The sequence below is a fragment of the Azospirillum soli genome (genome assembly GCF_017876165.1).
Classification (GTDB): domain Bacteria; phylum Pseudomonadota; class Alphaproteobacteria; order Azospirillales; family Azospirillaceae; genus Azospirillum; species Azospirillum soli.
Genome location: NZ_JAGINQ010000030.1, coordinates 1 through 25,888 on the forward strand (window position 1 = coordinate 1; position 25,888 = coordinate 25,888).

The window sequence follows — 25,888 nt, forward strand, 5'->3', positions numbered from 1 at the left end:
TCGAGCGTAGACACAAACCGTTCTCCCGATCATCCGATCCGGGAGACTCACCCCACAGCGACCGCGCCGGAAGGTGGGACCAGAACACCGCTTACTGTACAGAAGTGACCCACGCCGATACTAGAGCTCCAGCAGCTGTCGAATCCAAGGATGATCAGGTGACCGTTGGCCGCGGAGGAGGAAGATCATCTCGCCGCTGTACGGAGCCTTCCTGTTGATCATCCGCTGGATGCGCTTCGCAATGCCCCGGAAATCTGCTTTAGTATCCGGATTGGTGTCGTCAATTCTAAGAAAGGCGGCTTTTGCTTCGCGTACAGCTTCTAGAAGCATTACAGCCTCACGGTGCCGCTGCTTGCACGTGGGCTCGTGGTTGAGATGGTATACCTCAATGGATTTCTGGACACGATCGACAACACTCTTGTCGCTGCTTGTTGGGCATGGATGTCCGTTCTCGCGCTGGCAGCCTAATAATTTCCAATCTTCGAGATCGCACGGGTCCAAAATCTCCGGCTGTTCCTTTCGCACCGTCCTGAGAAGGTCACTGAAATCCAGCGTCGTCACGTCGACTTCATAGACGCGTGCAGCCTCGTCAACAAGCGGGAACCGGTCCGCCTTGCCCCCGCTGGTGCCGTGCTCCACGTCGATGCGTCGGCTGTTGCAGTAAGTGCAGGCATACCGGAAATTTCCACGCTCGAACGCGAGCCAGCGATACCCTGAGTGCTCCTGCTTTGCGTCGCTAACACGCCCTTTCGGGCGAAAGTGGTCAACGGCGTTGTCCGATCTCGGAATCGGCGTCTCGCAAAACCAGCATTTATCGTGGAGTAAATCTGCAAGTTTCGCCTTTACATCGCGCCAGATCTGGTCACGTTCGCCAGGCACGGCTCCGTTTTGCACTACCGCCCGTGTTGCAGCCTCGGCTTCTTCGAGCCAGCCGTCACGCAGACGCAGTTCATCAATGTCAACGTATCTCAATTCGACGGCCCCTGCTGGTCACGCACCAAGTCCGCGATAAGCCGTCGGGAAAGCTCCTCCCGCTCCTCCAGGCTCATGTCGAGCACGCGGTTAGCAAGATTGTCGACATTTTGCGTATGGAAGATTTGCTCCAACTCCTGGCTTCGAAGGCGGAGATACCTTGAGTACTCGTCATCCGGGTAGAAAAAGCGAAACCCCAACTGATCCAACCTATTATTAACGTCGTCCAAATCCGCCTGCTCCGCCTGTGAGAGCTGGTCTTTCGTAGACAAGAGGCGCTGCTTTTCGAGATCGAGCTGCGTGGACCTGTCGAGGGACGATGCAATGCCGAACATCTTGCTCGTGACAATGGCGGCATAGCCCATTCCTCGGGGGTCCATCTCGGGAAACGCAGCCACGATCCGGCGCTTGCCGTCATTGTCGCGCGCCTGAAGTATCTGAACCTGCTCCCTCAGAAGTTCTGCGATGGCGAGCGGGTTATGTGTAGTCATTATAACGTGGCTGGTTTCCTGCTCTTCCACCGAGCTGCCTATGAACTCCTTTAGGAAAGTAAGATAATCGACGCTCCACTTCGGATTAAGATGGGTATCTGGCTCGTCGAGGAGGAACAGGCTCTCGTCTTCAGCAGTAAACCGGAGCAGACCGAGCACTGTAAGTAGCTGCTGTTCGCCCTCGCTCAGCTCGCGGAAAGTGACCGTTCCATCGTTTTTCCTGAGCTTAACCTTGATTCGAACTTCCTCGACGAGCTGTGACACATAAGTACTCTCGAGATCCCTGAAGAAATGTGCTGGAGACTGGGTTCCAACCAACCTCCTAAGCGCCTGTATGTCCTTAATGTAAAGGTACTTGAACTGCAGAGTCTCTTTATTCCAGAGAGATGTAGGCACTCGGCGCTCCACCTCGATTGGTGCGAGGGCTACCTCCCAGACGCGATCTAGGAAGCTGCTCACGATCCCTCTTGCGCCCCAGAAGCGGGGATCCCCGTCGGGATGCGGTTTCCAGGGCGGTTTGCGCAGGACGAACAGAACAGATTCGAGACCCTCGTCAGGGTCGAGCCCCAAGTGGTCGCGAAGCAAATCAGAGGCTTGACCCGAACCGCCGATCATAAACGCAAGCAGAACAAATTGACTATGTACCGGCAGGGCATAGAACAGCCTCTTCAAACCTGGGTCTCTGCCTCGTCTCAGTTGCTCGTCATACCACTGGGTGTACGGCGAAAAAACGTCTCGCATTCGACGGCTCTCGCCGGAATAATAGCTAAAGACATAGCGTGGAAGATTTGACTCGTCCTTGAGAAATGCTCCCAACTTTATTTTTCGTGGAGCCGAAGCTTCTCCATTTTCTAACATGGCAGTGGAGGCCACCATGATTTGGAATGGCTCCCTCTTGTCGGGGTCGTGATAGATGCTAATGTTTTTCTGGAGGTCACCGCGACCGATCCGATAGATCAACTCAAACGCAAAATCTATGCGAGGCGTTCTCCGTGGTCCAATCAACTCGCGGAAGATGATCGCGAGGGCCTCAAGGACGTTTGACTTACCTGTACCGTTCCAACCTATGACGACGGTCACCCACTCGCCTTGGTCGAAATCGATGGTAACGTCCTTGAGGTTCTTAAATTGGTGCGTCGGGCTGTCCTTGTCGCTCCCGATCTTTATTTTGTCAACACGCATGTTAGACGGAGGCCTTCAATCTTAGGCGATCACCGATTTTCGTCCCCGCGCCGTCGCGGATCGGTTCCGATAGCAGGTTGCCAGACGCGTCGAGTTTGCGCAACTCCGTGTAGAATGGCTCCACCACCTCGGTGGGTGTTCCGGACGTTATGCCATATAGCCTTGCAACCTCTTGGGATGGCAGCCAGTCGTCTGCCTCCCGCAGGATATCCTCTACCGTTCTCTGCATAGCTTCGACCCCGATTGCGATTTTATCGATGTCTTTGGCCTTCTGACGCTTCTTCGCGGCAGCGAGCCTCTCGATTTGTTTCGTCGCGGCTTCGTCGGCGGGGTTCCGGGTTGCAAGCTGCCCAGCAAGGGCTTGATTGACCAGCCGACGGTACAGCATGGCAATTCCTTCGCGAGCTCTTCTCGCCTGCTCCGCAGCTGAAGCCAGCTTACTCAAACCCGCCTTGACGCGCTCGATAATTTCGCGCTGGTCGGCAATGCTGGGGCAGGGGAGTCGGAAGGCTGCAAGCTTCCTGGAATTGATGTTCGACTGGCTCACACCGTCACTCTTAACGGCACGGCAGTAGCTGCGGCCGGCAGGGCTGTTGAGACAATGGGTCAGGTATTCCGGCAGCATGCGATCAGCGCATCTTATTCGAATCAGGTATCCGGCAAAGATCGCCTGCTGCTCCCCGCGGAAAAGGGCTGTTTTGCCGACGAGTTGGGGGCTGTTGGTCCGGTTGAACAGCACGTCCCCAGGCTGGAGCGAGTAGCGCTCAATCTCCTGATCATCGGAGGTGTAGACTAGGTTGGACCAGTTGAGAATGCCGTCTTGGATGTTGCCCATTCGCAGGACGGGCACTTTTCCGGTCGGCGTCGACTTGGCGGACGAGCCATACATCAGGTCAGTCGCGATCTCGTCCACGGAGACGACTGGCGGCCCACCAAGGTATTCTGCGCGCCGTTGCTTTGGGAGTATGGTGAGATTGTAGGCGGACTGCAGGATGGCCGACCGCCCAGTCTCGACGGAGGCAATAACGCTATCGAGGTGCGATCGTGCGGCGGCACTTCGCTCTTCGGCGCTCCTCAGTCGCTCAACGATGCGTCTCTGCTCGTTAAGCGGAGGCACGACAATTTCTGTCGCTTCAAAGGCGCCCTTGGTGACGTGGCGGAGGCCGGCTCCTCCGTGCGCCTTAGCGATCTGCTCTTCGAGCGTCTGGTTGATCGCGAGCCGCAGGAATTCTCGGTCGATTAGGTGTGGATCGACCCGGACGTTGAAAATGTGCTGGTTCAGGACAGCGGTGGGGCCGCGCCAAATGTGCGCCCCGAACGACGTGCCCGGCGTTCCCGACCAAGCGAACAGGAGGTCGCCATTGCGGACTAAATGTTTCTCCGCGACTGGTCCCGAGAAGTGGTTGAATGCTGCGTCAGCCCTGTTCAGGTTTTGGATTCGGACGATTGGGAGGCCCGTTCTCGTCCAATCGCTCGGCTTGAAAGCTCGTCCGTTCACAAGCTCCGCAATCGAGCCAATTGTGGTCCTCGCCCAACCAAGCGGAAGTTCCTTCACCGTTCGTCCTCCTCGGACGCGAACTCCTCGGCAAGCACCTCGATCTCCGCCATTGCCGTCTGGAGATGAAAGAGAATAGTAGAAGCAATCTCTTGGGGTAGAATTTCCCCTGCCTCCCCGTCCCTATCCTGTGGGGTGAGCCAAACCAGATCTAGGTTCTCCTCACGATCCGCGATCTCCGCGCGCCCGAAGCAGCGCCACCTTCCAGTGGCGTCGTCTTCCGAGCGCGGTGCCCTGCCATGTGGGTCATTGCCGAACAGCGCCTCGAATTCAGCAAAATGCTCGGGCAGGAGCGGGCGCGTCTTGCCAAACCGGGGCATAGCCGTCCGCATGTCATAGACCCATATCCGCTCCGAATTATTGGCGACCCCATCTCGTCTTCGGAAGAATAGGACATTGGTGTTGACGCCCTGACTGTAGAATATCCCGTTGGGCAGGCGTAGGATGGTATGCAAATCGCACGCACTCAGCAGGTCAGCGCGTATCGATCTTCCAGCACCACCCTCGAACAACACATTATCCGGCACGACGACTGCCGCTCGGCCGCCGTCTTTAAGGCCGAGTCGGATGTGCTGGAGGAAGGCCAATTGCTTGTTTGCTGTCTTGTGAGGAAGATCACTGCGCGTCCTCCTCGCGCTTCCAGCCTTGTTGCCGAACGGTGGATTGGCCAGAATGAGGTCGGCCGGCCTGAGGGATATTGCATCCGTGGTGAGCGCATCGCCCAACAAAATCCGGGCGTCCAAACGGTGGAGGAATGAGTTCATCTGGCAGATGCGATAGGTCCCCTTCTCTATTTCGACACCCTCGAACAACGGCGGATTGCCAGGGTATGCACCGGGGGACGCGCCAGCCTCGACGTATTGCTTCGCCGAAATCAGGAAACCGCCGGTGCCACATGAGGGATCTTGTATTGTCTCGCCCATCGCTGGGCGTGTCAGTCGCACCATACTGTCGACCAGCGGGCGCGGCGTGAAATACTGACCAGCGCCTGATCGCGCATCTTGTGAGTTCCGGGCGAGCAACCCCTCATAGATGTCACCCATCCCATCCGCGGTTACGGAATGCCAGTCGAGCTTGGCAATTCCCGCAATCACTGCCTTCAGATTTTCCGAGTGCGAGAATACGGTGGTTGGAAAGGCATAGATTTCCTGTACGATGGGGCTCGAGGCATGCCCTCCAAGGTAGGTCAGCATGTCGCGATAGAAGGTTAGCAAGTCTGGTCCTTCATATCCGACCAGATCACGCCAGCGGCAGCCCTCCGGCAATGCCGACTCTGTACCCGTCTCCTCGGCGATCTTGAGGAACAGGAGGTAGGTGAGTTCGGAGATGTACTCATGGTAGCTAACCCCATCCCCCCGCAAGATGTGGCAGAGACTCCAGATGCGCCTGACGAGGTCATTGCTGGTCCTAGCCGGCTTGGTTGTCACTCGCGATCTCCGAGATAGTGCATGTTGACGGGGCCAGTGTGGTGCGGTGATCAGGATGGGAAGAACGGGAGCGCAGAGGCGCGATGTTTGACGCTGTCGTCGCTGGAATTCAAGGCTTCTGTCGCGGTGCATCAATCTGATTGAAATAGATTATCGCGGCTCTCCAGAGGGTTGGGTTGATGACCAGGCACGATCTTAGCATCACTGAATTGGATTTTTGTCCCCCGTCGCAGGAAGCATGTGTGCGGGGCATAAGGACATCCTTCCTGCAAGGTTGCCCGATCAGCGGGCAGGCGGGGGATGGTCATCAGGTGCAAACAATTTTGTCAGGCCAAGCCGGTGGACGATCCTCGGCGTGGCCGCCATGTGCAAACATCCCAAATCTAGCTCATTAACCACGCACGCCGAATCAATGCTTTAGCGGCAGTCCATGTGCAGATATTTTTGTCCGCCGACATTTTTGTGTTCGTTCAAAAATGTTTTCACATTGACAAAAAAGTCTGCGCATCAACAAAAATGTTTGCTCATGGCCCGGATCGGGCTGAACGCAGATTGCTCCCCGGAAAAGACATTCGCATTGATGGCCGAAGATCAACATGCGCCGTCACCCGGCCATTAAGAAGAAATAATTACTCCGTCTATGAGCTTTTCCAGTTAGAAAAATAGCAGAAAATCGCGGCGAAACAATGTGTTCTGCAGACCGACTTTCCCTCAAAAGAAGAAATAGCGTCTATTCGTGTTACGCGGTTGGAGCTTGGCTGAATGCCAAGCTGGCACAGGCGCATAATAAGGTTGAAAGCCTCAGAATAGCTCGGTTGAGCAGGTGTTGGAAAGCGAGCACCAGCACATGTGAGCCGGCGTGTCCGCCGTGGCATCATGTTTCAATCCACGCCTCCGCACGGAAGGCGACGCGAGGCAGTCGCGGCCTATGCCGCCCGCGCCGCCGAGTTTCAATCCACGCCTCCGCACGGAAGGCGACGGGGTCGCAGGCCATGTACCAGGCGTTCGGGTCGTGTTTCAATCCACGCCTCCGCACGGAAGGCGACTCGCGTGCCGCGCCGTGACCCCGCCCCGGCCGCTCCGGTTTCAATCCACGCCTCCGCACGGAAGGCGACACCCCGACCTCGCGCTGTTGCGCCGGTCGGACGTGTTTCAATCCACGCCTCCGCACGGAAGGCGACGCGTGCGAGTTCGACCGGGAGAACGACCGCCTCAAGTTTCAATCCACGCCTCCGCACGGAAGGCGACCCTTCGCAGGGGCCCACACGCTTGCGTGTGGGTGGTTTCAATCCACGCCTCCGCACGGAAGGCGACATCTCTTCGACCAGCGTGGTCTGCAGGTCGCGCTTGTTTCAATCCACGCCTCCGCACGGAAGGCGACGCCGCCACCGATAGCAGGCCCGCCGAGCGGCATGTTTCAATCCACGCCTCCGCACGGAAGGCGACCGGTCCGCTCAGCCCAAACGGGGTGTGGGCGTCGGTTTCAATCCACGCCTCCGCACGGAAGGCGACTCGACCAGCCGGCCACATGTTCCGCCAGCCCCATGTTTCAATCCACGCCTCCGCACGGAAGGCGACATGCCCGCGTCCGTCTCGGTCAGGGCGAAGTTGCAGTTTCAATCCACGCCTCCGCACGGAAGGCGACCATCCAGCGACACGCCGTCACGGGCAAGCGCCTGTTTCAATCCACGCCTCCGCACGGAAGGCGACTTCGTGTCCGACGACTGGTCCGCCTTGGAGGCGCTGTTTCAATCCACGCCTCCGCACGGAAGGCGACACGACACCAGGCCGGGCCTGACGGTCGAGGTCTAGTTTCAATCCACGCCTCCGCACGGAAGGCGACTACCAAGTTGCGCCGGCTTGCCAGAACGGGATGCTGTTTCAATCCACGCCTCCGCACGGAAGGCGACTCCTGCTGGCCCCGGTGCTTCCCGGCGAGACCATGTTTCAATCCACGCCTCCGCACGGAAGGCGACCTCCGAAGTGTAAGCCTTTGTCAGCTCGTGGAAAACGGCAGTGTTTGCGCGAACCGGATTTGCGGGAGGGAGCGGGAAGCGTTCAATTCGATCATAGCGGCTCCAAGACGTTGGCACGCCTGCGCTGATGCGCCGCGCGAACGTGCCGGGGGTGGCGTGGGAGCTTGGGGTTCGCGCGGCGGTGCGGGGCTGGTAGGGTGGAGTGCCACCATCGCGCGAGGTTACCATGCACTGGTACGCTCATACGCTACCCGCCCGGCCGAAGGCGGAGTGGGAGCCGTTGCGGTCCCATCTGGAACTTGTCGCCCATCAGGCCGAGAGTTTCGGAGCCGTTTTGCCGGAGGCCGGCGCGGCGGTGTTCGCCCGGGCGTTGGGGCTGCTGCACGACGCCGGGAAGTATGCTCCGGCCTTTCAGGATTATCTGGAGACGGCGGACGAAAAGCGGAAGGGGCGGGTGGATCATTCCTCCGCTGGCGCGGTCTATGCGGTGGAGCGCTACCCCGGTGCTGCCGGCTGGATGCTGGCCTATGCGGTGGCCGGACATCACGCCGGGCTGCCGGATGGCGGGGGCGGAGAAGCCGGATGTCTGAAGCAGTGGCTGGCGGACTCGCCCTCGGCGGCCGCGGCGCGGGCCGGGTTCATGGCGGAGATCGGGCATCGGCTGCCGGGAGTCCTGCCCAGAACCAACCTGCCTGACGGCTTCGCGGCATCGCTGTTCGTGCGCATGCTGTTCTCCTGCCTGACCGACGCCGATGCCCTCTCGACCGAGAGCTTTTCCGATCCGGAGACGTCCGCCGAGCGCGGGCGCGCGCCGGGGCTGGAGATCTTGGCGGAGGCGCTCGACCGGTATTTGGAGAAAAAGATGGCGGTCGCGCGCGCCGAAAGCGGCGGTCGCGTCAACCGCATCCGTGCCGATGTGCTGGCGCGCTGCCGCGACGCCGCCGGACGGGCGCCGGGGGTGTTCTCTCTGGCCGTGCCCACGGGTGGGGGGAAGACGCTGTCCTCGCTGGCCTTCGCGCTGGACCACGCGCGAGCCCATGACTTGCGGCGGGTGATCTACGTGATCCCCTACCTCAGCATCATCGAGCAGACGGCGCAGGAGTTCCGAGACAGGGTGTTCGCCGGTCTGCCCGGCGCGGTGGTGGAGCATCATTGCGCCTACCGCCCGCCGGAGGGGGACGGGGAGGAGGGCAGTGGCCCCGACCGGCACAAGCTGGCGGCGGAGAACTGGGACGCTCCGGTCGTCGTCACCACCGCCGTGCAGTTCTTCGAATCCTTCTTCGCCGGGCGTCCCTCGCGCTGTCGCAAGCTGCACAACGTGGCGCGCTCGGTGATCGTGCTGGACGAAGCGCAACTGCTGCCGGTGCCGCACCTGCGGCCGTGCCTGGCCGTGCTGCGCGAACTGGTGGAGCGGTACGGCTGCACCGTGCTGCTGTGCACTGCCACCCAGCCGGCGCTCGGGCTTGGCCGGCCCTTGGACTTCGGTCTTCCAGCCATCACACCCATCGTGGAAGAACCGGAGCGTCTGCACACGGCCATGAAGCGCGTGCGGGTGGCGCACGCCGGGCCGATGGACGACGAGGCGCTGGCCGACCGGATCGCGGAAGCCGGGCAGGCGCTGTGCGTGGTGGACACCCGGCCGCACGCCGCCGAGCTGTTCCGGCTGCTCCGCCGACGCGGGGTGGAGGGCGTGCGCCACCTGTCCGCCGCCATGTGCGTCGAACACCGCTCGGCCGTGCTGGACGCCATCCGCGCGGACCTGAAGGAGGGAAGGCCGTGCCGGGTGGTGTCCACCCAACTGGTCGAGGCGGGGGTGGACGTCAGCTTTCCCCTGGTGCTGCGCGCCATGGCCGGGCTGGACTCGGTGGCCCAGAGCGCCGGGCGCTGCAACCGGCATGGCGAGTTGGGAGAGGACGCGTTGGGCACCGTGCTGGTGTTCGACACGGAACGCGCCCTGCGGCTGGCCGACCTGAACCGCCGCCGCGACAAGGCGCGCGAGGTGCTGTACGGCCGCGATTGGGACGAGGCGCTGGATCCAAAGGTGCTGGAAGCCTACTTCCGCGCGCTCTATGCGGCGGGGAAGAAGGGGCGGGGGAGCGATGGTGCCGACCCGTTCGATGCGTGCGGAGCGTGGGAGGCGTTCGGCAAGGCGGGACGGATGGAGGCGCTGCCATTCCGCACGGTGTCGGAGCGGTTCCGCCTGATCGACGACGACCAGCTTGCGGTCATTACACCCTTTACGGACGAGGCGTGGGGGTGGGCCGCCGCCTTGCGTGCGGTGGAACGGCCCGGCGGGCTCGCACGAAAGCTCCAGCGCCACACGGTGTCGCTGCCCCGCTCCCGCGCGTTGCGGCTGCTGGCTGCTGGGACGGTGCAGGCCGTAGGGCCGGACAAGCAGTTCCTCGTGCTGGCGGACGGCGATGCCTACGACAAGGATGTGGGACTGACAGCGCGCGATCCGAGGGAGCGCACCGAAGAGGAAAACGTTCTCTAGCCAAATTGGGTATTTGCAGCTTCTGGTTTGCGCGTGGAGTGGCCAAAGGAATGAAATATGATGGGCGAGCTGAACTGGATAGGTTCGTATCTTGCCTTACAGTAAAGCATGACTTGCAAGATGAGTGCTGATTGCAAGGGGGTTGAAATACTGTCAGGCCCAGGTTGCGCACGCTAGGCATAATTTCGCTCGGCCTATAGTAGGTTGAGCATGGAGGATCCCATGGATACGGATTTTGCGCGCGACGATGCCAAGAAGAAAAAGGAAAAAGAAAGAAATTTTATAAATATTTATAATTTTGGAAGAATCACGATCAGGCAAAATGATCATGATTCTTCAGAGAATTTAGCTTCGTCATGGCCTGTAGCGGCAAAAATACTCCGGCGCATTTTGGGGTAACGCAAAATTATCGGTCGTGACGGGAGATGCATTCGGTGTTGAGGCCAGCGAAATCAATGCGCCCGGTGTCTAAAGCCGTTGGGTTTCACTGGCTCTCAACCCAACCTACGTTTTCCCTCTCCCCCCTGCGACATTTTCGCCGTCCGGTTGACTTACCCTGATTGCCGGGCCAGCCTGAACTGTCCCGCGCACCGCCAGGGGTGGACCCATGTCCCAAGGCATCCGCGTTCATGTCTGGGGCGAACGTGCCCTGTTTTCCCGGCCGGAAATGAAGGCCGAGAGGGTCTCGTACGACGTCATCACGCCCTCGGCGGCGCGTGGCGTGCTGGAGGCGATCCACTGGAAGCCGGCGATCCGCTGGGTCGTCGACCGCATCCATGTGCTGAAGCCGATCCGCTTCGACACCATCCGGCGCAACGAGGTGGGGTCCAAGGCGTCTTACACCACGGCGCGGCAGGGCATGGCGGGCGGCGAGGCTCCGGCCCTGTTCGCCGACGAGGAGCGCCAGCAGCGCGCGAGCGTCCTGCTGCGCGATGTCGGCTACATAATCGAGGCGCATTTCGAGATGACCGCCAAGGCGGGGCCGCAGGACAACCCCGGCAAGCATCTGGACATGGCCCGCCGCCGCATCGCGCGCGGGCAGTGCGTCTGGCAGCCCTGTCTCGGCTGCCGTGAGTTTCCCGCCTGGTTCGAACCGTTCGAAGGCGTGCCGGAGGTGCCGGACGACCTGCGCGGCACCCGCGACCTTGGCTGGATGCTGCACGACATCGACTTCGCCGATGGCATGACGCCGCGATTCTTCCGCGCCACGATGGTGGACGGCGTGATCGAGGTGCCGCATCCCGACCGCGCCGGGAGGTGAGCGATGATCGTCACCGAACTCTTCCGCTATTACGAACGGCTGCGCGACGCGGGTGAACTGCCGCCCTACGGCTTTTCCGCCGAGAAGGTCACGGGCTGCGTCGTGCTGCATCCGGACGGCGGCGTCTTCACGGTCGAGGACATGCGCCAGGACGTCACCGTCGGCAAGAAGACGGTGCAGCGCCCAAGCCTGCTCGACGTGCCGCAGCCGCCGCGCCGGACGGTGGCGATCCTGCCGGGTTTCCTGTGCGACTCCGCCGCCTATCTGTTCGGCGTGGCGGACGGGAGCAAGCGGGCGCGGGCGCTGGAACAGTTCGCGGCCTCCCGCGCTCGGCACGAGACGGTGCTGGCCGGCATCGACCACCCCGCCGCACGCGCCGTGCTGGACTTTTTCCGGACTTGGGAACCGGGGCGGGAGCCGCCGGCGTCGGATCCCGAGGTCCTGTCCGGCTGGCTGGTCTTCCGCCTGCGGAACGAGGAGGACTTCGTCCACGACCTGCCCGACATCCGTGCCGCCTGGGAACGGACGCTGCTGGCCGAGGAGGAGGGCGCGGTCACCGGTCAATGCCTCGCCACGGGGGAGGAGGGCCAGCCCATCGCCCGCATCCACCCCGCCGTGAAGGGCGTGCCGGGGGCGCAGACCGCCGGGGCGGCGCTGGTGTCCTTCAACGACGACGCCTACACCTCCTACGGCAAGACGCAGAACTTCAACGCGCCCATGTCCACGCGGGTGGCGCATGGCTACACGGCGGCGCTGAACCATCTGCTGGCCCAGCGCGGAAAGCGTCACATCGTGGTCGGCGAGGTCTCCGTCCTGTTCTGGACCGACCGGCCGACCCGGTTCGAAGAGGACGTGGGCCTCGTCTTCGGGCGGCCGGACGCCCAGACGGAGGACAGCGGCCTCGCCGAGGAAATCCGCGCGGCGCTCGACCGGCTGGCGAAGGGACGTGACGGCGTGTTCCCGGAGGATCGGAGCGCGCGCTTCTTCGTGCTCGGCCTGTCGGGCAACGCGGCGCGGGTGGCGGTGCGCTTCTGGGTGGCCGATGGGCTGGGCGCGATGGCCGACCGGCTGGCCGATCACTTCCGCGATCTGGATTTGGTCACCCAGTGGGACAACCAGCCGCGCCGCCCCACCGTCTGGGCGCTCGCCAACGAGACCAAGGCCAAGTACCGGCGCGACGGCGATCACGCCCGCCCGGACCCCAACGACAAGGGGCTGGCCAAGCTGCAAGGCGACCTGCTGCGCGCTGTGCTGAGCGGCGGTCCGTACCCGGCCAGCCTGCTGGCCGTCCTGCTCGACCGCATCCGCGCCGACCACACGATCAACCACCCGCGCATGGCGCTGCTGAAGGCGGTGCTGGTGCGCCGTCGGCGGCTTGCCGGCCTTGGGCAAGAGGGGGAAAGCCTCGTGAGCCTCGATCCGAACCGCACCGACATCGGCTACCGGCTGGGCCGCCTGTTCGCGGTGCTGGAACGCATCCAGCAGGCCGCCGCCGACGGGCGTGACCTGAACGCCACCATCCGCGACAAGTACATCGGGTCGGCATCCTCCACCCCGCGCTCCGCCTTCCCCTTCCTGCTTGATCTGACGCAGAAGCACCTGAAGAAGGTGCGAGGGGGCAAGCCCGGCCTTGCCCGCGTTCTGGACGTTGCCTTGCAGGACATTCAGGAGCCGTTGACCGGCTTCCCGGCGACGCTCGACCTGGAACAGCGCGGCCTGTTCTTCCTCGGCTATTACCACGAGCGCGCCGACCGCAAGGCCGGCAAGGCGGTTCCCGACACTGGCCTGGACACCGCCGCGTCCGTCGAACCCACCCCCGCTTCGGAGTGAGCCGCCATGGGCATCCACGAGTCCCGCATCGAGTTCGTTTATCTGTTCGACGTACGCAACGGCAACCCGAACGGAGACCCGGACGCCGGGAACATGCCGCGCCTCGACCCCGAGACCGGGCGGGGGCTGGTCACCGACGTCTGCCTGAAGCGCAAGGTCCGCAACTTCGTCGAACTGACCCGCGGCGGTGAGCCGGGCTATGAGATCTACGTGCGGGAAAAGGCGGTGCTGAACCAGCAGCACAACCGCGCCTACGAGGCCACGGGCATCAAGCACGAGCCCCGCAAGCTGCCGAAGGGCGACGGCGCCGGCGCGGTGACGAAGTGGATGTGCCAGACCTTCTTCGACGTCCGCACCTTCGGCGCGGTGATGACCACCGAGATCAACTGCGGTCAGGTGCGTGGCCCCGTGCAGTTGACCTTCGCGGAGAGCATCGACCCCATTGTGCCGACCGAGGTCGCCGTAACCCGCATGGCGGTGACCACCGACGCGGAAGCCGACAAGCAGCAGGGTGACAACCGCACCATGGGCCGGAAGTACATCGTGCCCTATGGGCTGTACGCCGCCCGCGGCTTCATCTCCCCGCATCTGGCCAAGCAGACCGGCTTTTCCGACACCGACCTGGAGGCTTTCTTCCAGTCCCTGCTGCTGATGTTCGACCATGACCGTTCCGCCTCGCGCGGCGAGATGGCGGCGCGCAAGCTCGTTGTCTTCCGTCACCGCTCCCCCCTGGGCGAGGCGCCGGCGCACGCGCTGCTGAAGCGGGTGTCGGTCGAGCGGAAGGAAGGCGTGACCGCTCCTCGCCGCTTCGAGGACTACACCGTGACCATCGACCGCAACGGCATGCCCGAAGGCGTGGAGATCGAAGAACGGCTGTAGGCGATGACGGTCCCGGACCTTGGGCAGGATCCGGACGCCGGGCTGGCAGCGCTGTCGGCCTTGCAGCACCTTGCCTTCTGTCCGCGCCAGTGCGCGTTGATCCATCTGGAGGGCACCTGGGCGGAGAACCTGCTGACCGCCGAGGGCCGCGTGCTGCACGAGCGGGTGGACGAGGCGCCCGGCGAGACCCGGCGCGGCGTGCGCGTCGCCCGTGCCGTGGCGCTGCGCAGTGTGCGGCTGGGGCTGATCGGCAAGGCCGACGTGGTGGAGTTCCGCTCCCGCCGCTCCGGCCCGCCGCAGCCCTATCCTGTGGAGTACAAGCGCGGCAAGCCCAAGCCGCACGATGCCGACCGCATCCAGTTCTGCGCGCAGGCGCTGTGCCTGGAGGAGATGCTGGAGACGCCGGTACCGCGCGGTGCCCTTTTCTATGGCGAGCCCCGCCGGCGCGAGGAGGTCGCCTTCGATGATGCCCTGCGGGCGCGGACGGAGGAAACGGCGCGTGCGTTGCACGCGCTGCTCGCCGCCGGTGTGACGCCACCGCCCGAACCGGCGGCCAAATGCCGGTCCTGCTCCCTCGAACCCTTCTGTTTGCCAAAGGCCGCCGCCGGACGGTCGGTCGCCGGCTGGCTTGCCCGCGTTCTTCGGGAGGATGCGCCGTGAAGCGCCTGCTCAACACGCTCTACGTCACCACGCCCGGCAGCTATTTGTCCAAGGAAGGCGAGGCCATCGAAGTGCGGCGCGAGGACGGCGCACGCACGCTGGTGCCGCTGCTGGCGCTGGAAGGCGTCGTGGCGTTCGGCGCCGTGGGAGCCAGTCCCTACATCCTCGGTCATTGCGCGGCGCAGGGAGTTTCGGTCGGGTTCCTGACGGACAATGGGCGCTTTCTCGCCCGCGTCGAGGGGCCGGTTTCCGGCAACGTGCTGCTGCGCCGGGCGCAGTACCGCGCCGCCGATGATGCAGAACGTGCCGCGTCGGTGACGCGATGCCTGCTGGCCGGTAAGCTCGCCAACCAACGCACCGTCGTGCGCCGCCACCGGCGGGACCACGACGATCCCACCGGCGCGCTGGGCGCGGCGGAGGACACATTGAGCCGTGCCTTGACCCAACTTGATCGGGTGGGAGATCCAGCGGGCGAGGTGGATCGGCTGCGCGGGGTGGAAGGCGACGCGGCGGCGGGGTATTTCGCGGCGTTCGGCGCGATGATCCGGCGCAGCGGCGAGGAATGGCGCGTCCGGGGGCGCAGCCGCCGTCCGCCTCTGGATCGGGTGAACTGCCTGTTGTCCTTCGCCTATACGCTGCTGACCCATGACGTGCGCGGCGCTTTGGAGGCGGTGGGCCTTGATCCGCAGGTGGGTTTTCTGCACGCGGACCGTCCGGGCCGCCCGTCGCTGGCACTCGACCTTGTGGAGGAGTTCCGCGCCCCCTTCGCGGACCGTCTGGTGCTGACGCTGATCAACCGTCAGGAATTGGGGCCGAACGACTTCGAGATTGGTGAAACGGGCGCGGTGACGCTGACCGATGATGCGCGTAAGGCGGTCCTGGTTGCCTATCAGAAGCGCAAGAAGGAGGAACTGACCCACCCTTTCCTGAACGAGAAGCTGCCGTTCGGGCTGATGTGGCACGTCCAGGCACGGCTGTTGGCGCGGCATCTGCGCGGCGATCTCGATGCCTATCCGCCGTTTCTGTGGAAGTGAGAGGCGCGCATGCTGGTGTTGGTCTGCTACGACGTGTCCACCGAAACCACCGCCGGCCGGCGGCGCTTGCGCCGGGTGGCAAGGGCATGCCAGGACCATGGTGTGCGCGTGCAGTTCTCGGTATTCGAGTGCACGGTGGATCCGGCACAATGGACCACGCTGCGGGCGCGACTGCTGGATCTGGTCGACCCAAAAACAGACAGTCTACGCTTCTACCTGTTGGGCTCGGCGGCGCGACGCAAGGTGGAGCATATCGGCAACCGGCCGCCGACCGATCTGGACGAACCCCTGATACTCTGATCCGGCGCTGGTCGCCAAAACCGCCGCGCGAACCCCAAGCGGCCATGCATTTGCCGGTGGATTCGCGCGGGTGGGTCGAGCCATGCATTCCAAGGGATGTAGTGGAATATAGGAAAGCGGCTCTGTTGCAAGATTGGCCATTTCCAGAGGTTCGCGCAAACGCTGTTATTTTCGCTGATTTGCGAAGTCGCTATGCTCAGGCGGTCGCCCTCCGTGCGAGGGCGTGGATTGAAACTCGCTGGCCGAGCGCGGCAACCTGTCCGAGGAAGGTCGCCCTCCGTGCGAGGGCGTGGATTGAAACCGCCGATGGTGGCGGCGTCCCAGGCTTCGCCCTCGTCGCCCTCCGTGCGAGGGCGTGGATTGAAACTCCAGGTTGCGCTGGCCGAGTACCCGGCCACGGGCTGTCGCCCTCCGTGCGAGGGCGTGGATTGAAACAGTTCCTCAACCGGCCGGTGCCATGGACAGGTATCGTCGCCCTCCGTGCGAGGGCGTGGATTGAAACAGGCCGTACCGGTCGATCGAGTCCGCCAGGGACTGTCGCCCTCCGTGCGAGGGCGTGGATTGAAACTTGCGGATCCGGTCGAGGTCGAGTTCGAGCACGCGGTCGCCCTCCGTGCGAGGGCGTGGATTGAAACCTCACGGATCGCCAGTCTCTCGAATCTGGCGAAAGTCGCCCTCCGTGCGAGGGCGTGGATTGAAACGTCTCTCTGGCGACGCGCGCCTAAGCGCGTCCCTCGTCGCCCTCCGTGCGAGGGCGTGGATTGAAACCGTGGCTGTTCGCGGTGGCCGATTGGCGCTACCGCGTCGCCCTCCGTGCGAGGGCGTGGATTGAAACATGGCGAAGCCCCGGCCCAGGTGGTGTCACCTGTGGTCGCCCTCCGTGCGAGGGCGTGGATTGAAACGACACCAACCTGAAGCAGCGGGCGCGGTATCGGTTGTCGCCCTCCGTGCGAGGGCGTGGATTGAAACACGCCCCTATGGCCCGCGACGGACTGGTCACCGTGTCGCCCTCCGTGCGAGGGCGTGGATTGAAACCTTGCAGGTCGGCATGTCGGCCGGCATCGGCAGAGTCGCCCTCCGTGCGAGGGCGTGGATTGAAACGTCGTGACCCCAGCGCAGCCGCAGAGGGTTTGGGTCGCCCTCCGTGCGAGGGCGTGGATTGAAACCGGCCATGATGCGCGCCAGACTGCGCCGGGCGGCCGTCGCCCTCCGTGCGAGGGCGTGGATTGAAACAAGTTCGCCCCGCCGGATAGCACGTTGCGCCCGGTCGCCCTCCGTGCGAGGGCGTGGATTGAAACATCTCGCGGCGCGCTTGCGCCTCAAGAGCCTCTTGTCGCCCTCCGTGCGAGGGCGTGGATTGAAACGTCGCCTTGTGGGAATGCGCCCATTCTGAATATGTCGCCCTCCGTGCGAGGGCGTGGATTGAAACGTAGTCGAGGCGGGTAGTACCGGCCTGCGGCTTTGTCGCCCTCCGTGCGAGGGCGTGGATTGAAACCCGCACGCCGCCATGGTCAACCGGATGAGCGGCCCGTCGCCCTCCGTGCGAGGGCGTGGATTGAAACCCGGCCCTGGTCGCCGCGGTGCAGGCGCCCGACGGTCGTCCTCCGTGCGAGGGCGTGGATTGAAACGCCTCGACGGCGAGGTGTAGGGTGACCGTGGTCGTCGCCCTCCGTGCGAGGGCGTGGATTGAAACCGCAAGCCGCCTAACCACCACTCCCTCCCTAGTGTCGCCCTCCGTGCGAGGGCGTGGATTGAAACCGATGGCCGCTGTCACGCGGCGCCGGTTGATCTTGTCGCCCTCCGTGCGAGGGCGTGGATTGAAACATGTCGTTCAGCATCACGCCGGCAACGTCGCGCGTCGCCCTCCGTGCGAGGGCGTGGATTGAAACCGGTCGGTCGGCTCCGACGCCCCGGTGGTCTACCTGTCGCCCTCCGTGCGAGGGCGTGGATTGAAACAGGTAGGCCCAGCGCGGCGACCGCAGCACCGTCTGTCGCCCTCCGTGCGAGGGCGTGGATTGAAACCGACCGTCGAGGAAGGCTTTCACCTCTCATGGCTTGTCGCCCTCCGTGCGAGGGCGTGGATTGAAACCTCGATACGGAGACGGGGCGCGGCCGGCTGTACTCGTCGCCCTCCGTGCGAGGGCGTGGATTGAAACCGGCGCTCCGGCCAACCCCGCCGCCTGACCACCGGTCGCCCTCCGTGCGAGGGCGTGGATTGAAACCCGCGCCCCATATATCGCGAACTGAACGCCCCGTGTCGCCCTCCGTGCGAGGGCGTGGATTGAAACCAGGCCGCCGTCGAGATCGCGACACGCCCGGTCGTCGCCCTCCGTGCGAGGGCGTGGATTGAAACCAGGTGAAGCCCATCTCCGAATGGCCCCAAGCGGGGTCGCCCTCCGTGCGAGGGCGTGGATTGAAACACCTCGCCCTGGACGCGGTCGCGCCGCATCCTGGTCGCCCTCCGTGCGAGGGCGTGGATTGAAACAACCCCCGTCCGCTTGAACGCGCGGTCGCCGGACCGTCGCCCTCCGTGCGAGGGCGTGGATTGAAACCAGGAAGCGGTGATTGCGCTCGGCAGTGTTGCGTCGCCCTCCGTGCGAGGGCGTGGATTGAAACCAGGAAGCGGTGATTGCGCTCGGCAGTGTTGCGTCGCCCTCCGAGCGAGGGCGTGGATTGAAACCTGTCGTGGCTGATCTCCGGCGGGGAGAGCGGGGTCGCCCTCCGTGCGAGGGCGTGGATTGAAACACGCCGCCCCCCGAGCTCGCCGCCATCGAGCGCGCGTCGCCCTCCGTGCGAGGGCGTGGATTGAAACGCCGCGGAGATCGACAAGTCGCTCGGCCTGTCACAGTCGCCCTCCGTGCGAGGGCGTGGATTGAAACAGCGCCTGCGTGGCGGCCGGATGCCCAAGCCCCGGCTACAGGTCAAGGTGGGGAATCCGTGCGCCTTCTTGCCCGTCGGCGGTCGCGGCGATCTGGTCGCGCAAGTCGGCAACCAGCCGATGGAGGTGTTCCGGGGAGGTGTCGGGGCGAAGCGCCGCCGCTTCCAGGCGCGCGGCCGTTTGGGACAGTGCGGTGTATCCATAGGTTGCCGCCGAACCATTCAGCCGATGCGCAATGCGGCCCATGGATTCGCGGTCGCCCGTTGCCAGCGCGGCGGCGAGTGCTGCATCGAGATCGCGCAGGGTAACGAGGAACATGCGCTCTAGACGTCCGGAGATCGCGAAGGATCCCGCCAGTTCCTGCGTGGGCGGGGGAGCGTTGACGCAGGAAGGAGCATTGCGGGCCAGCGCATCCAGCAGAGCGCTGGGGATCAGCGGCTTGGTCAGCACCTCGTCGATGCCCGCGGCGACATAGGCGTGCAGGTCGTCCGGGCTGGCGTTGGCCGTCAGGGCGATGATCGGCGTCATGGCGCGTTCCGCATCCGGCAGGGCGCGGATCCGGCGCGTCGCTTCGACGCCGTCCATGCCGGCGAGGCGGATGTCCATGAGGATCAGGTCGAAGCTCTGCTCGGCGATGGCGCTCAGGGCTTCTTCGCCGCTGACCGCGCATCGGACGCGATGGCCGCCGGGCGCCAGCCATTCCTGCACCACCGCACGGTTTTCCGGCCCGTCCTCGACAAGAAGGATGTTCAGAACCGGCAGGGGCGGGAGGGACAGGGATGCATGGCCGCGTTCCGCCGGAGGCTCGGCCAGTGGTAGATCAGCCGGTGGGAGATCGGCCGATTCAACGGGGATGGAGACGAGGAACGACGCGCCGCCAAGGGTGCTCCGGTCAACGGTGACCGTTCCGTCCATATGCTCCACGATGCGCCGCACAATGGCCAAGCCGAGGCCGACGCCCTTCGTCTGGCTGGCCGGGGCCGCGCGGGCATAGGCGTCGAAGATGATTTCCCGCTCGTGCTCCGACACGCCGGGGCCGCTGTCCTCGACCGCGAAGGTCAGGCGCTGTTTCCCGCCTTCCCCCCGCTGGACGTCGATGCGGATGGCGACGGCGCCAGCCGGGGTGAACTTGACGGCGTTGGACGCGAGGTTCAGCAGGATCTGGCGCAGGCGCAGCGGGTCGAGCCGGTAACCGCCGCCGACTTCCTCTCCGACCTCCAGCGACAGGCGCAGGCCTTTGCCGGCCGCCTCGCCCTCCAGCATCGCCAGGACCTCGCCAGCGAGCGCGCGCGGGTCGGCTGGCTCCGGCCGCAGGGAAACCGTGTCAGCTTCCAGCCGCGACAGTTCGAGCACGTCGTCGAGCAGGTGGACGAGATGCCGTCCCGCCCCTTCGGCGATGTCGAGCCGCCGGTCCCAGCCGGGGCCCGGACCGTCGCGCCGCATCAGCCGCACCATGCCGAGCACCGCGTTCAGCGGGGTGCGCACCTCGTGGCTGAGCCAGCCGAGGAACAGCGTCTTGCGCTCGGCGACGGCGGCCAGTTCGGCGCTCTTGGCCTCCAGCGCGCTGGTGCGGGCGGCGACCTGACGCTCCAGGATGCCCTGCTGGTGGGCCAGCGCGTCCACGGCGAGACCGACGAAATGAAAGGTCAGGCCAAGAACGACGATGACCAGCGCAAAGCCGAACATGGTCAGGCCGGACTGGTCGGCTGGGAAGGGGCCGGCGTTGGCGACCACCGTGCCCGCCGTCGTCAGCGTCAGGATGGGCATCGCAAGCACGGAGCCGAGCAGCCCATGCCGCACCGCCACGACCAGCGCCACCGCCAGCGCCAGGATGGCGACGTGCGGAATCGTGACGGTGGACAGCAGGATCGGCAGCGGCACCATCGCCAGCATTCCCAAAAGCGGGCGCCAGTCGGCGGCAAGCGCGCGCCGCCGCTCCCAGACGACGGCCAAGGGGCCCAGCAGGAACAGGCCGAGTGCGTTGCCGGTGACGACGATGAACAGCTTCGTCACGATGCCGCCCAGCGAGCCGTCGGGGCTGAGGCCGCCGATGCCGATCAGCGGGTCCTTCATGACCAGCACCGGGCAGGTCAGCAGCGGCGGGATCAGGCACACCCAAAACAGATAGGAGGCGAGGCGCCCATAGGGCTCCCCGGTCTCCGCCGCGTCCCATCGGCCGAACCGGCGATCGGCCCGGCCGGCCAGCCAGACCTGCATCACGTCGAGCGCCGTCGTGGACAGCCCGGCGAGTGCCGCGACCGGCAGAGGCAGACCCGAGCGCAGGCTGTAGTAGACGAACGACGCCGTCATCGAGGCCGCGGCGATGGCGCCCAGCCCGGCGGAGCCGAGCGTGCGCACGCACAGCAGGCCGACGCCGGAACTGAACCAGATGACCGTCCAGTTCGCTTCGGGAAGGCGCGCCACCTTCACGCTCAGGATCACCGCCCCATAATAGCACAGGGCGAACAGGAGCCCGAGAGCGACCGTTCGGACCGGGTGAGCGGCGCTGGACATGGGGGCGAGGCACCCTGCTGGTGGAGGCGCGGCACTATGCCATCATCGACGGCGCCGCGTGGACCATATAATGCATGCGAACACACCCGGTGCGTGCGCGTCGTCCGCCTCGTGCGATGCGCTCGCCAACGGGTTTTCGGCGCTCGCCCAAGCGGCGGCGGCGTGATGTTCAGGAGGGCATGGTGCAAGGCACGGTTCTGGTGGTGGAGGATGCGCCCGAGGTCCGCGAACTGTACGCCGACTGCTTGGAGGCGGCCGGGTTCCGGGTGCTGCGGGCGGCAGACGCGGCCACCATGGCGCGGCTTCTGGCCAGCGACCGCCCGGACCTGGTTCTGCTCGACATCGACCTGCCCGACGGCAACGGACTGGACTGCGCGCGCCGGATGCGGATCCGCGATCAGGCCGGGCTGATTTTCGTCACCGTCCGCACCGACAACGAGGACCGGATCGCCGCGCTGGAGGATGCCGGCGACGATTACGTGACCAAGCCGGTGGACCCGCGCGAGCTGGTGGCGCGGGTGCGCAACCTCCTGCGCCGCCGGTCGCCCGACGACACCTATGTGCGCTTCGACGGCTGGACGCTCGATCTGGTGCGCCGCGCGCTGTTCCGGCCGGACGGTTCGTTCCTGGCGCTGACGGCCGGGGAGTTCAACATCCTGGCCGCCCTGGCGATGATGCGCCCGAACCCAGTCAACCGCGAGTATCTTCTCGACGTCATCAGCAGCCGCGACCGGGCCAATGTCAGCGAGCACACGGTGGACACGCTGGTGATGCGCCTGCGGCGCAAGATGCGCCAGGACAACGGGCGGGACGCCCCCATCCTCACCGTGCGCGGCGTCGGCTACGTGCTGGCGGGCGAAAGCGGCGATTCGTAGCAGCCCACAGCTCGTCTTTTTCAACGTTCGTTGAAAATGGAGCGCAGCCGATTGCGTCGCCTTTATTTGCCATGACTAACTCCGCGCGATCCAGTCGAAACGCGCGTTCAAGGGTTGTGTCATGGCAAATCGGTTCAAGCTCACTCGCGGCGGCGATTACAACGAGAATTCATCCGAAGACATTTACACGACCTCTTACGCGAACCCTGTCACGCCCGGTCTCATCGCGTCGCTCAACGAGTGGGTGATCCTGGGCTATTACCAGAACGTCTCCTCGCCATACCCGAACAACGTCAGCACCGACCCGAGCGCGACGCTGGGCCGCGTCCGTTTCGAGGGCTATCTTCAGGGCGAGGCGCTCTACTCGCGATGGACGGTGCGGGCCGATCCGGGAAGCGCCAGCCCGTTCATTCCCCGGCGCGACAACGCCGGCTATCTGTTCGACTGGTCCGCCGGAACCCACAAGGCGGACATGACCGGCGGGTCCTTCGCCGACCGGCTGATCGGATCGCCTTACGCCGACACGCTGGCCGGGGGGCTTGGCGCCGACACCCTGACCGGCGGCGCCGGCAAGGACCTGATCCACGGCACCCCGGACGAGCTGGACGGCGACACCATCACCGAGGTCGGGCTGGGGGAGGACCAGATCCGCATCGACGGCGTCACCGGGTCCTTCCTCGGCTTGCAGAACACGGTCGTGGACGGCGGTCTCGATCTCGGCGGCGGCCGGACGCTGACCTTCGACGCCCTGCCGGCCGGGATGCATCTGGGGGTCGAGGAGCGGGACGGCAGCACCTACCTGACCCTGTATGACCGCTTCGCCTTCTCGTCGCGGGCCGACAGCCACACCGACGCGGCCGGCAACGATTTCCGGGCCTATTCGTACAACACGCCCACCCTGGTGACCTTCAGCACCGGCGACAGCATCAGCGGCGGCGACGGGACCGACACGCTCGACGTCGTTCTGGAGAAGTCCACCACCACCGGCGCCGCGACGGTCTCGGGATTCGAGACCCTGAACGTCACCGTCCTGGGCGATGCCAACAATTGGGAGCAAGGCACGTTCAACGCGGCGAACGTCAGCGACTCCTCCATCAAGCTGCTCGGTTCGGCGGTCATCAACGTCACCAACGCGTCGGTGAGCATCGACGGGTCGGGCATGCAGGGCTACTTCTACGCGACCTTCACCGGCGGCGACGTGAAGGTGGTGGGCAGCGCGCGGTACGACACCTTCGATTTCGGCACGACGCTGGACGGCAACGACACGGTCATCGGCGGCGCCAACGACGTTGTGCGGGCGACCATCACCGACTGGTCGGCGACGGCCGCCCGGCCAAGCATAACCGGTGTCGAGAACCTCGTCCTTAATGGGACCAACCTCGGCACGGTCGATATGGGGTCGGTGAGCGGGGCGTCGCAGGTGGAGTTCACCGGCAACGGCGACGTCACCGTGACCGGCCTCGGCGTCGGGTCGTCGACCATGGCGGTCCGGGCGTCCACCCTGAACGGCCGGCTCACCCTGACCCAGGACGTGTCCTGCGGGCTGACGGTCTACGGCTCGCAATCCGCCGACACGATCAAGGGCGGCTCCGGCAGCAACTCCATCTACCTGGGGGGCGGGAACGATTCCATGATCGGCGGCACCGGCTTCGTCTGGGCCGAGGGTGGGCTGGGCGACGATTTCGTGGACGGCCGCGCCAGCATGGGCTTCTTTGCCGGCGAAGATGGAAACGACACCCTCCTCGGCGGCGCGCACCCCGACTGGCTGTCGGGGGGAGCCGATGCCGATTCGCTGTCGGGGGGCGGCGGCGCCGACACGCTGCGGGGCGACTCCGGCGCGGACACGCTGACGGGCGGCGCGGGGGCCGACATCTTTCGGATCGGTTATTTCGACTACGGCGACATCGACGTCATCACGGACTTCACCAGCGAAGACCGGATCATCTTCGCCGACGACTACGGGTGGAGCCATCCGTTGAGTGGCCCGATCGCTGAAGGCCGCGATTTTTGGGAAATACCGTGGCAAGGCGCGGCGGTCGAATTCGTGGGCGGCGACGCCATCGTCCGCGTCGACAACGACACGCGATGGGGAGGCGGCGACGTCCTGGCCGTGCGGATCGCCAACATCGGCAACCGGACGCTCAAGGACTTCGCGGTCGTCAACGGCGCCCTCACCGTGCTGCCGCTCCCGCCCCCGCCGCCCGCCGACAGCGGCGGTTCGGACGGCGGCGGAAGCTCAGGCGGCGGACAGACCAGCACGCAGACGATCGGCGGCACCACCGTGCAGACGACGGTCACCACGGGCGGCAACGGCATCCCCAGCGTGTCGGTGTCGGTGACGCCGCCCACGGGCGCCACGCCGGTGGCCGTGCCGATCACGGGAGGCTCCTCCGGCACGGCGATCACCGCGACGGTGCCGGCCGGCGTCGGGCTGTCGGCGTCCGGGCCGCAGAACCCGGTGACCCCGGATAGGGCGGCCAGCGCCCTGACCGCGTCCGTTGCGGCGCTGGAGAGCGACCCGGCCCGCAGCGCGGAGTTGGCCCAGGCCATCGCCGGCTACACCGGAAGCCTGCCAGCCGGCGCGTCGCTGACCGTGCGCACCATCACCCCGAGCGTCAGCGGCGGTGTTCCGGGCGCACCGATCACCATCACCGGCGGCGGCGCGGGGGGCGAGGCCATGGTGATCGACACGCGCGCCCTGCCGCCGGGCACCCAACTGAACCTCGACAATGTCGGCTTCGTGGTGATCGTCGGCAACGCGCTGGTCGGCGGCGGCGCCGGCTCGCAGGTCGCGTACGGCGACGGTTCCGGCCAGACCTTCGTGCTGGGCGCTGACGACGACACGCTGCACGGCGGCGGCGGCGACGACTTCGTCGGGTCGAAGGGCGGCAACGACGTGCTGTACGGCGACGAGGGCAACGACACGGTGCAGGGCGGTGAGGACAACGACACGCTGTTCGGCGGCAGCGACAACGACCTGCTGCTCGGCAACACCGGCGCCGATGTGCTGCTGGGCAACATGGGCGCGGACACCCTGTACGGTGGCCGGGACACCGACACCCTGTATGGAGGTCGTGACGCCGACGCGCTGTTCGGCAACGACGCCGCCGACCGGATGCACGGCGACGACGGCGCCGACCGGCTGTTCGGCAACACCGGCAGCGACCTCCTGCTCGGCAACATGGGAGCGGACACGCTGTACGGCGGGATGGACAACGACACGCTCCACGGCGGTCGGGACGACGACGCGCTGTTCGGCGATACCGGCGACGATTTCCTGTATGGCGACTTCGGCAACGACATGCTGACCGGGGGCGCCGGGGCCGACCTGTTCGTCTTGACCGGCGGCGCCGGCCATGACGTCATCGCCGATTTCAACGACGCCGAGGGCGACCGGATCAGCATGACGCTCGGGTTGCCCTACGCCATCACGAGCAACGCGGCCGGGGAGGCGGTCATCGTCTTCGGCCAAGACGACCGCGTCACCCTGTCCGGCATCCGCGTCGAACAGGTGCAGAGCGGCTGGTTCGTCTTTGGCTGAACCGCGAGCCAGGTTATCG

At 65.1% G+C, this 25,888-nt stretch carries 15 protein-coding genes and 2 CRISPR repeat arrays; of the genes, 10 read left to right on the forward strand and 5 right to left on the reverse strand.

Features of this window, described 5'->3' with window-relative positions:
- Positions 1 to 120: 120 nt before the first annotated feature.
- From J2852_RS27840 to J2852_RS27855, 4 genes are read right to left on the reverse strand one after another with little or no spacing between them, the layout of a single operon-like run.
- The gene (locus J2852_RS27840; protein WP_209881997.1) at positions 121 to 972 is read right to left on the reverse strand and encodes a hypothetical protein; all 852 of its coding nucleotides are present in this window, start codon (positions 970 to 972) and stop codon (positions 121 to 123) included.
- Entirely contained in the window at positions 969 to 2,645 is a 1,677-nt protein-coding gene (locus tag J2852_RS27845) for an AAA family ATPase (protein ID WP_209881999.1), read from the reverse strand. Before J2852_RS27845 ends, J2852_RS27840 begins: the two co-directional genes overlap by 4 nt.
- 1 nt (position 2,646) lies before the next feature.
- Entirely contained in the window at positions 2,647 to 4,200 is a 1,554-nt protein-coding gene (locus tag J2852_RS27850; protein ID WP_209882000.1) for a restriction endonuclease subunit S, read from the reverse strand.
- Positions 4,197 to 5,627: a class I SAM-dependent DNA methyltransferase gene (locus J2852_RS27855; RefSeq protein WP_209882002.1), complete on the reverse strand. Its 1,431-nt coding sequence runs from the start codon at positions 5,625 to 5,627 to the stop codon at positions 4,197 to 4,199. The genes J2852_RS27850 and J2852_RS27855 overlap by 4 nt, the downstream gene beginning before the upstream one ends.
- A gap of 878 nt (positions 5,628 to 6,505) precedes the next feature.
- Positions 6,506 to 7,603: direct repeats of the CRISPR family, unit length 32 nt; unit sequence GTTTCAATCCACGCCTCCGCACGGAAGGCGAC.
- Between the two features lie 226 nt (positions 7,604 to 7,829).
- On the opposite strand from J2852_RS27855, the gene J2852_RS27860 reads away from it, so the two are divergent.
- The 8 genes from J2852_RS27860 (at position 7,830) to cas2 (ending at position 16,061) form a co-directional block, all read left to right on the forward strand.
- Complete coding sequence (locus J2852_RS27860) at positions 7,830 to 10,097, forward strand: CRISPR-associated endonuclease Cas3'' (protein WP_209882004.1); 2,268 nt, start codon at positions 7,830 to 7,832, stop codon at positions 10,095 to 10,097.
- 222 nt (positions 10,098 to 10,319) lie between these two features.
- Positions 10,320 to 10,496, forward strand: a complete 177-nt coding sequence (locus tag J2852_RS27865; RefSeq protein ID WP_209882006.1) for a hypothetical protein — start codon at positions 10,320 to 10,322, stop codon at positions 10,494 to 10,496.
- Positions 10,497 to 10,704: 208 nt separating this feature from the next.
- Positions 10,705 to 11,358, forward strand: a complete 654-nt coding sequence (gene cas5c, locus J2852_RS27870) for a type I-C CRISPR-associated protein Cas5c (RefSeq protein WP_209882008.1) — start codon at positions 10,705 to 10,707, stop codon at positions 11,356 to 11,358.
- Positions 11,359 to 11,361: 3 nt separating this feature from the next.
- On the forward strand, positions 11,362 to 13,188 hold the full coding sequence (gene cas8c / locus J2852_RS27875; RefSeq protein WP_209882009.1) for a type I-C CRISPR-associated protein Cas8c/Csd1: 1,827 nt from the start codon (positions 11,362 to 11,364) through the stop codon (positions 13,186 to 13,188).
- A 6-nt stretch (positions 13,189 to 13,194) separates the two neighbouring features.
- Complete coding sequence (cas7c, locus tag J2852_RS27880) at positions 13,195 to 14,067, forward strand: type I-C CRISPR-associated protein Cas7/Csd2 (RefSeq protein WP_209882011.1); 873 nt, start codon at positions 13,195 to 13,197, stop codon at positions 14,065 to 14,067.
- Between the two features lie 3 nt (positions 14,068 to 14,070).
- The gene (gene cas4 / locus J2852_RS27885; protein ID WP_209882013.1) at positions 14,071 to 14,727 is read left to right on the forward strand and encodes a CRISPR-associated protein Cas4; all 657 of its coding nucleotides are present in this window, start codon (positions 14,071 to 14,073) and stop codon (positions 14,725 to 14,727) included.
- Entirely contained in the window at positions 14,724 to 15,761 is a 1,038-nt protein-coding gene (gene cas1c, locus J2852_RS27890) for a type I-C CRISPR-associated endonuclease Cas1c (protein WP_209882015.1), read from the forward strand. The genes cas4 and cas1c overlap by 4 nt, the downstream gene beginning before the upstream one ends.
- Positions 15,762 to 15,770: 9 nt before the next feature.
- Positions 15,771 to 16,061, forward strand: a complete 291-nt coding sequence (gene cas2 / locus J2852_RS27895) for a CRISPR-associated endonuclease Cas2 (RefSeq protein WP_209882017.1) — start codon at positions 15,771 to 15,773, stop codon at positions 16,059 to 16,061.
- Between the two features lie 203 nt (positions 16,062 to 16,264).
- A CRISPR array of direct repeats spans positions 16,265 to 18,940; the repeat unit is 32 nt; unit sequence GTCGCCCTCCGTGCGAGGGCGTGGATTGAAAC.
- A gap of 35 nt (positions 18,941 to 18,975) precedes the next feature.
- Here the strand turns inward: cas2 and J2852_RS27900 are convergent.
- On the reverse strand, positions 18,976 to 21,453 hold the full coding sequence (locus J2852_RS27900) for an ATP-binding protein (protein ID WP_209882018.1): 2,478 nt from the start codon (positions 21,451 to 21,453) through the stop codon (positions 18,976 to 18,978).
- Between the two features lie 179 nt (positions 21,454 to 21,632).
- On the opposite strand from J2852_RS27900, the gene J2852_RS27905 reads away from it, so the two are divergent.
- A complete protein-coding gene (locus J2852_RS27905; protein WP_209882020.1) occupies positions 21,633 to 22,328 on the forward strand; it encodes a response regulator transcription factor in 696 nt (231 codons plus the stop codon).
- 121 nt (positions 22,329 to 22,449) lie between these two features.
- Entirely contained in the window at positions 22,450 to 25,869 is a 3,420-nt protein-coding gene (locus J2852_RS27910; protein WP_209882022.1) for a calcium-binding protein, read from the forward strand.
- Positions 25,870 to 25,888: the final 19 nt, after the last annotated feature.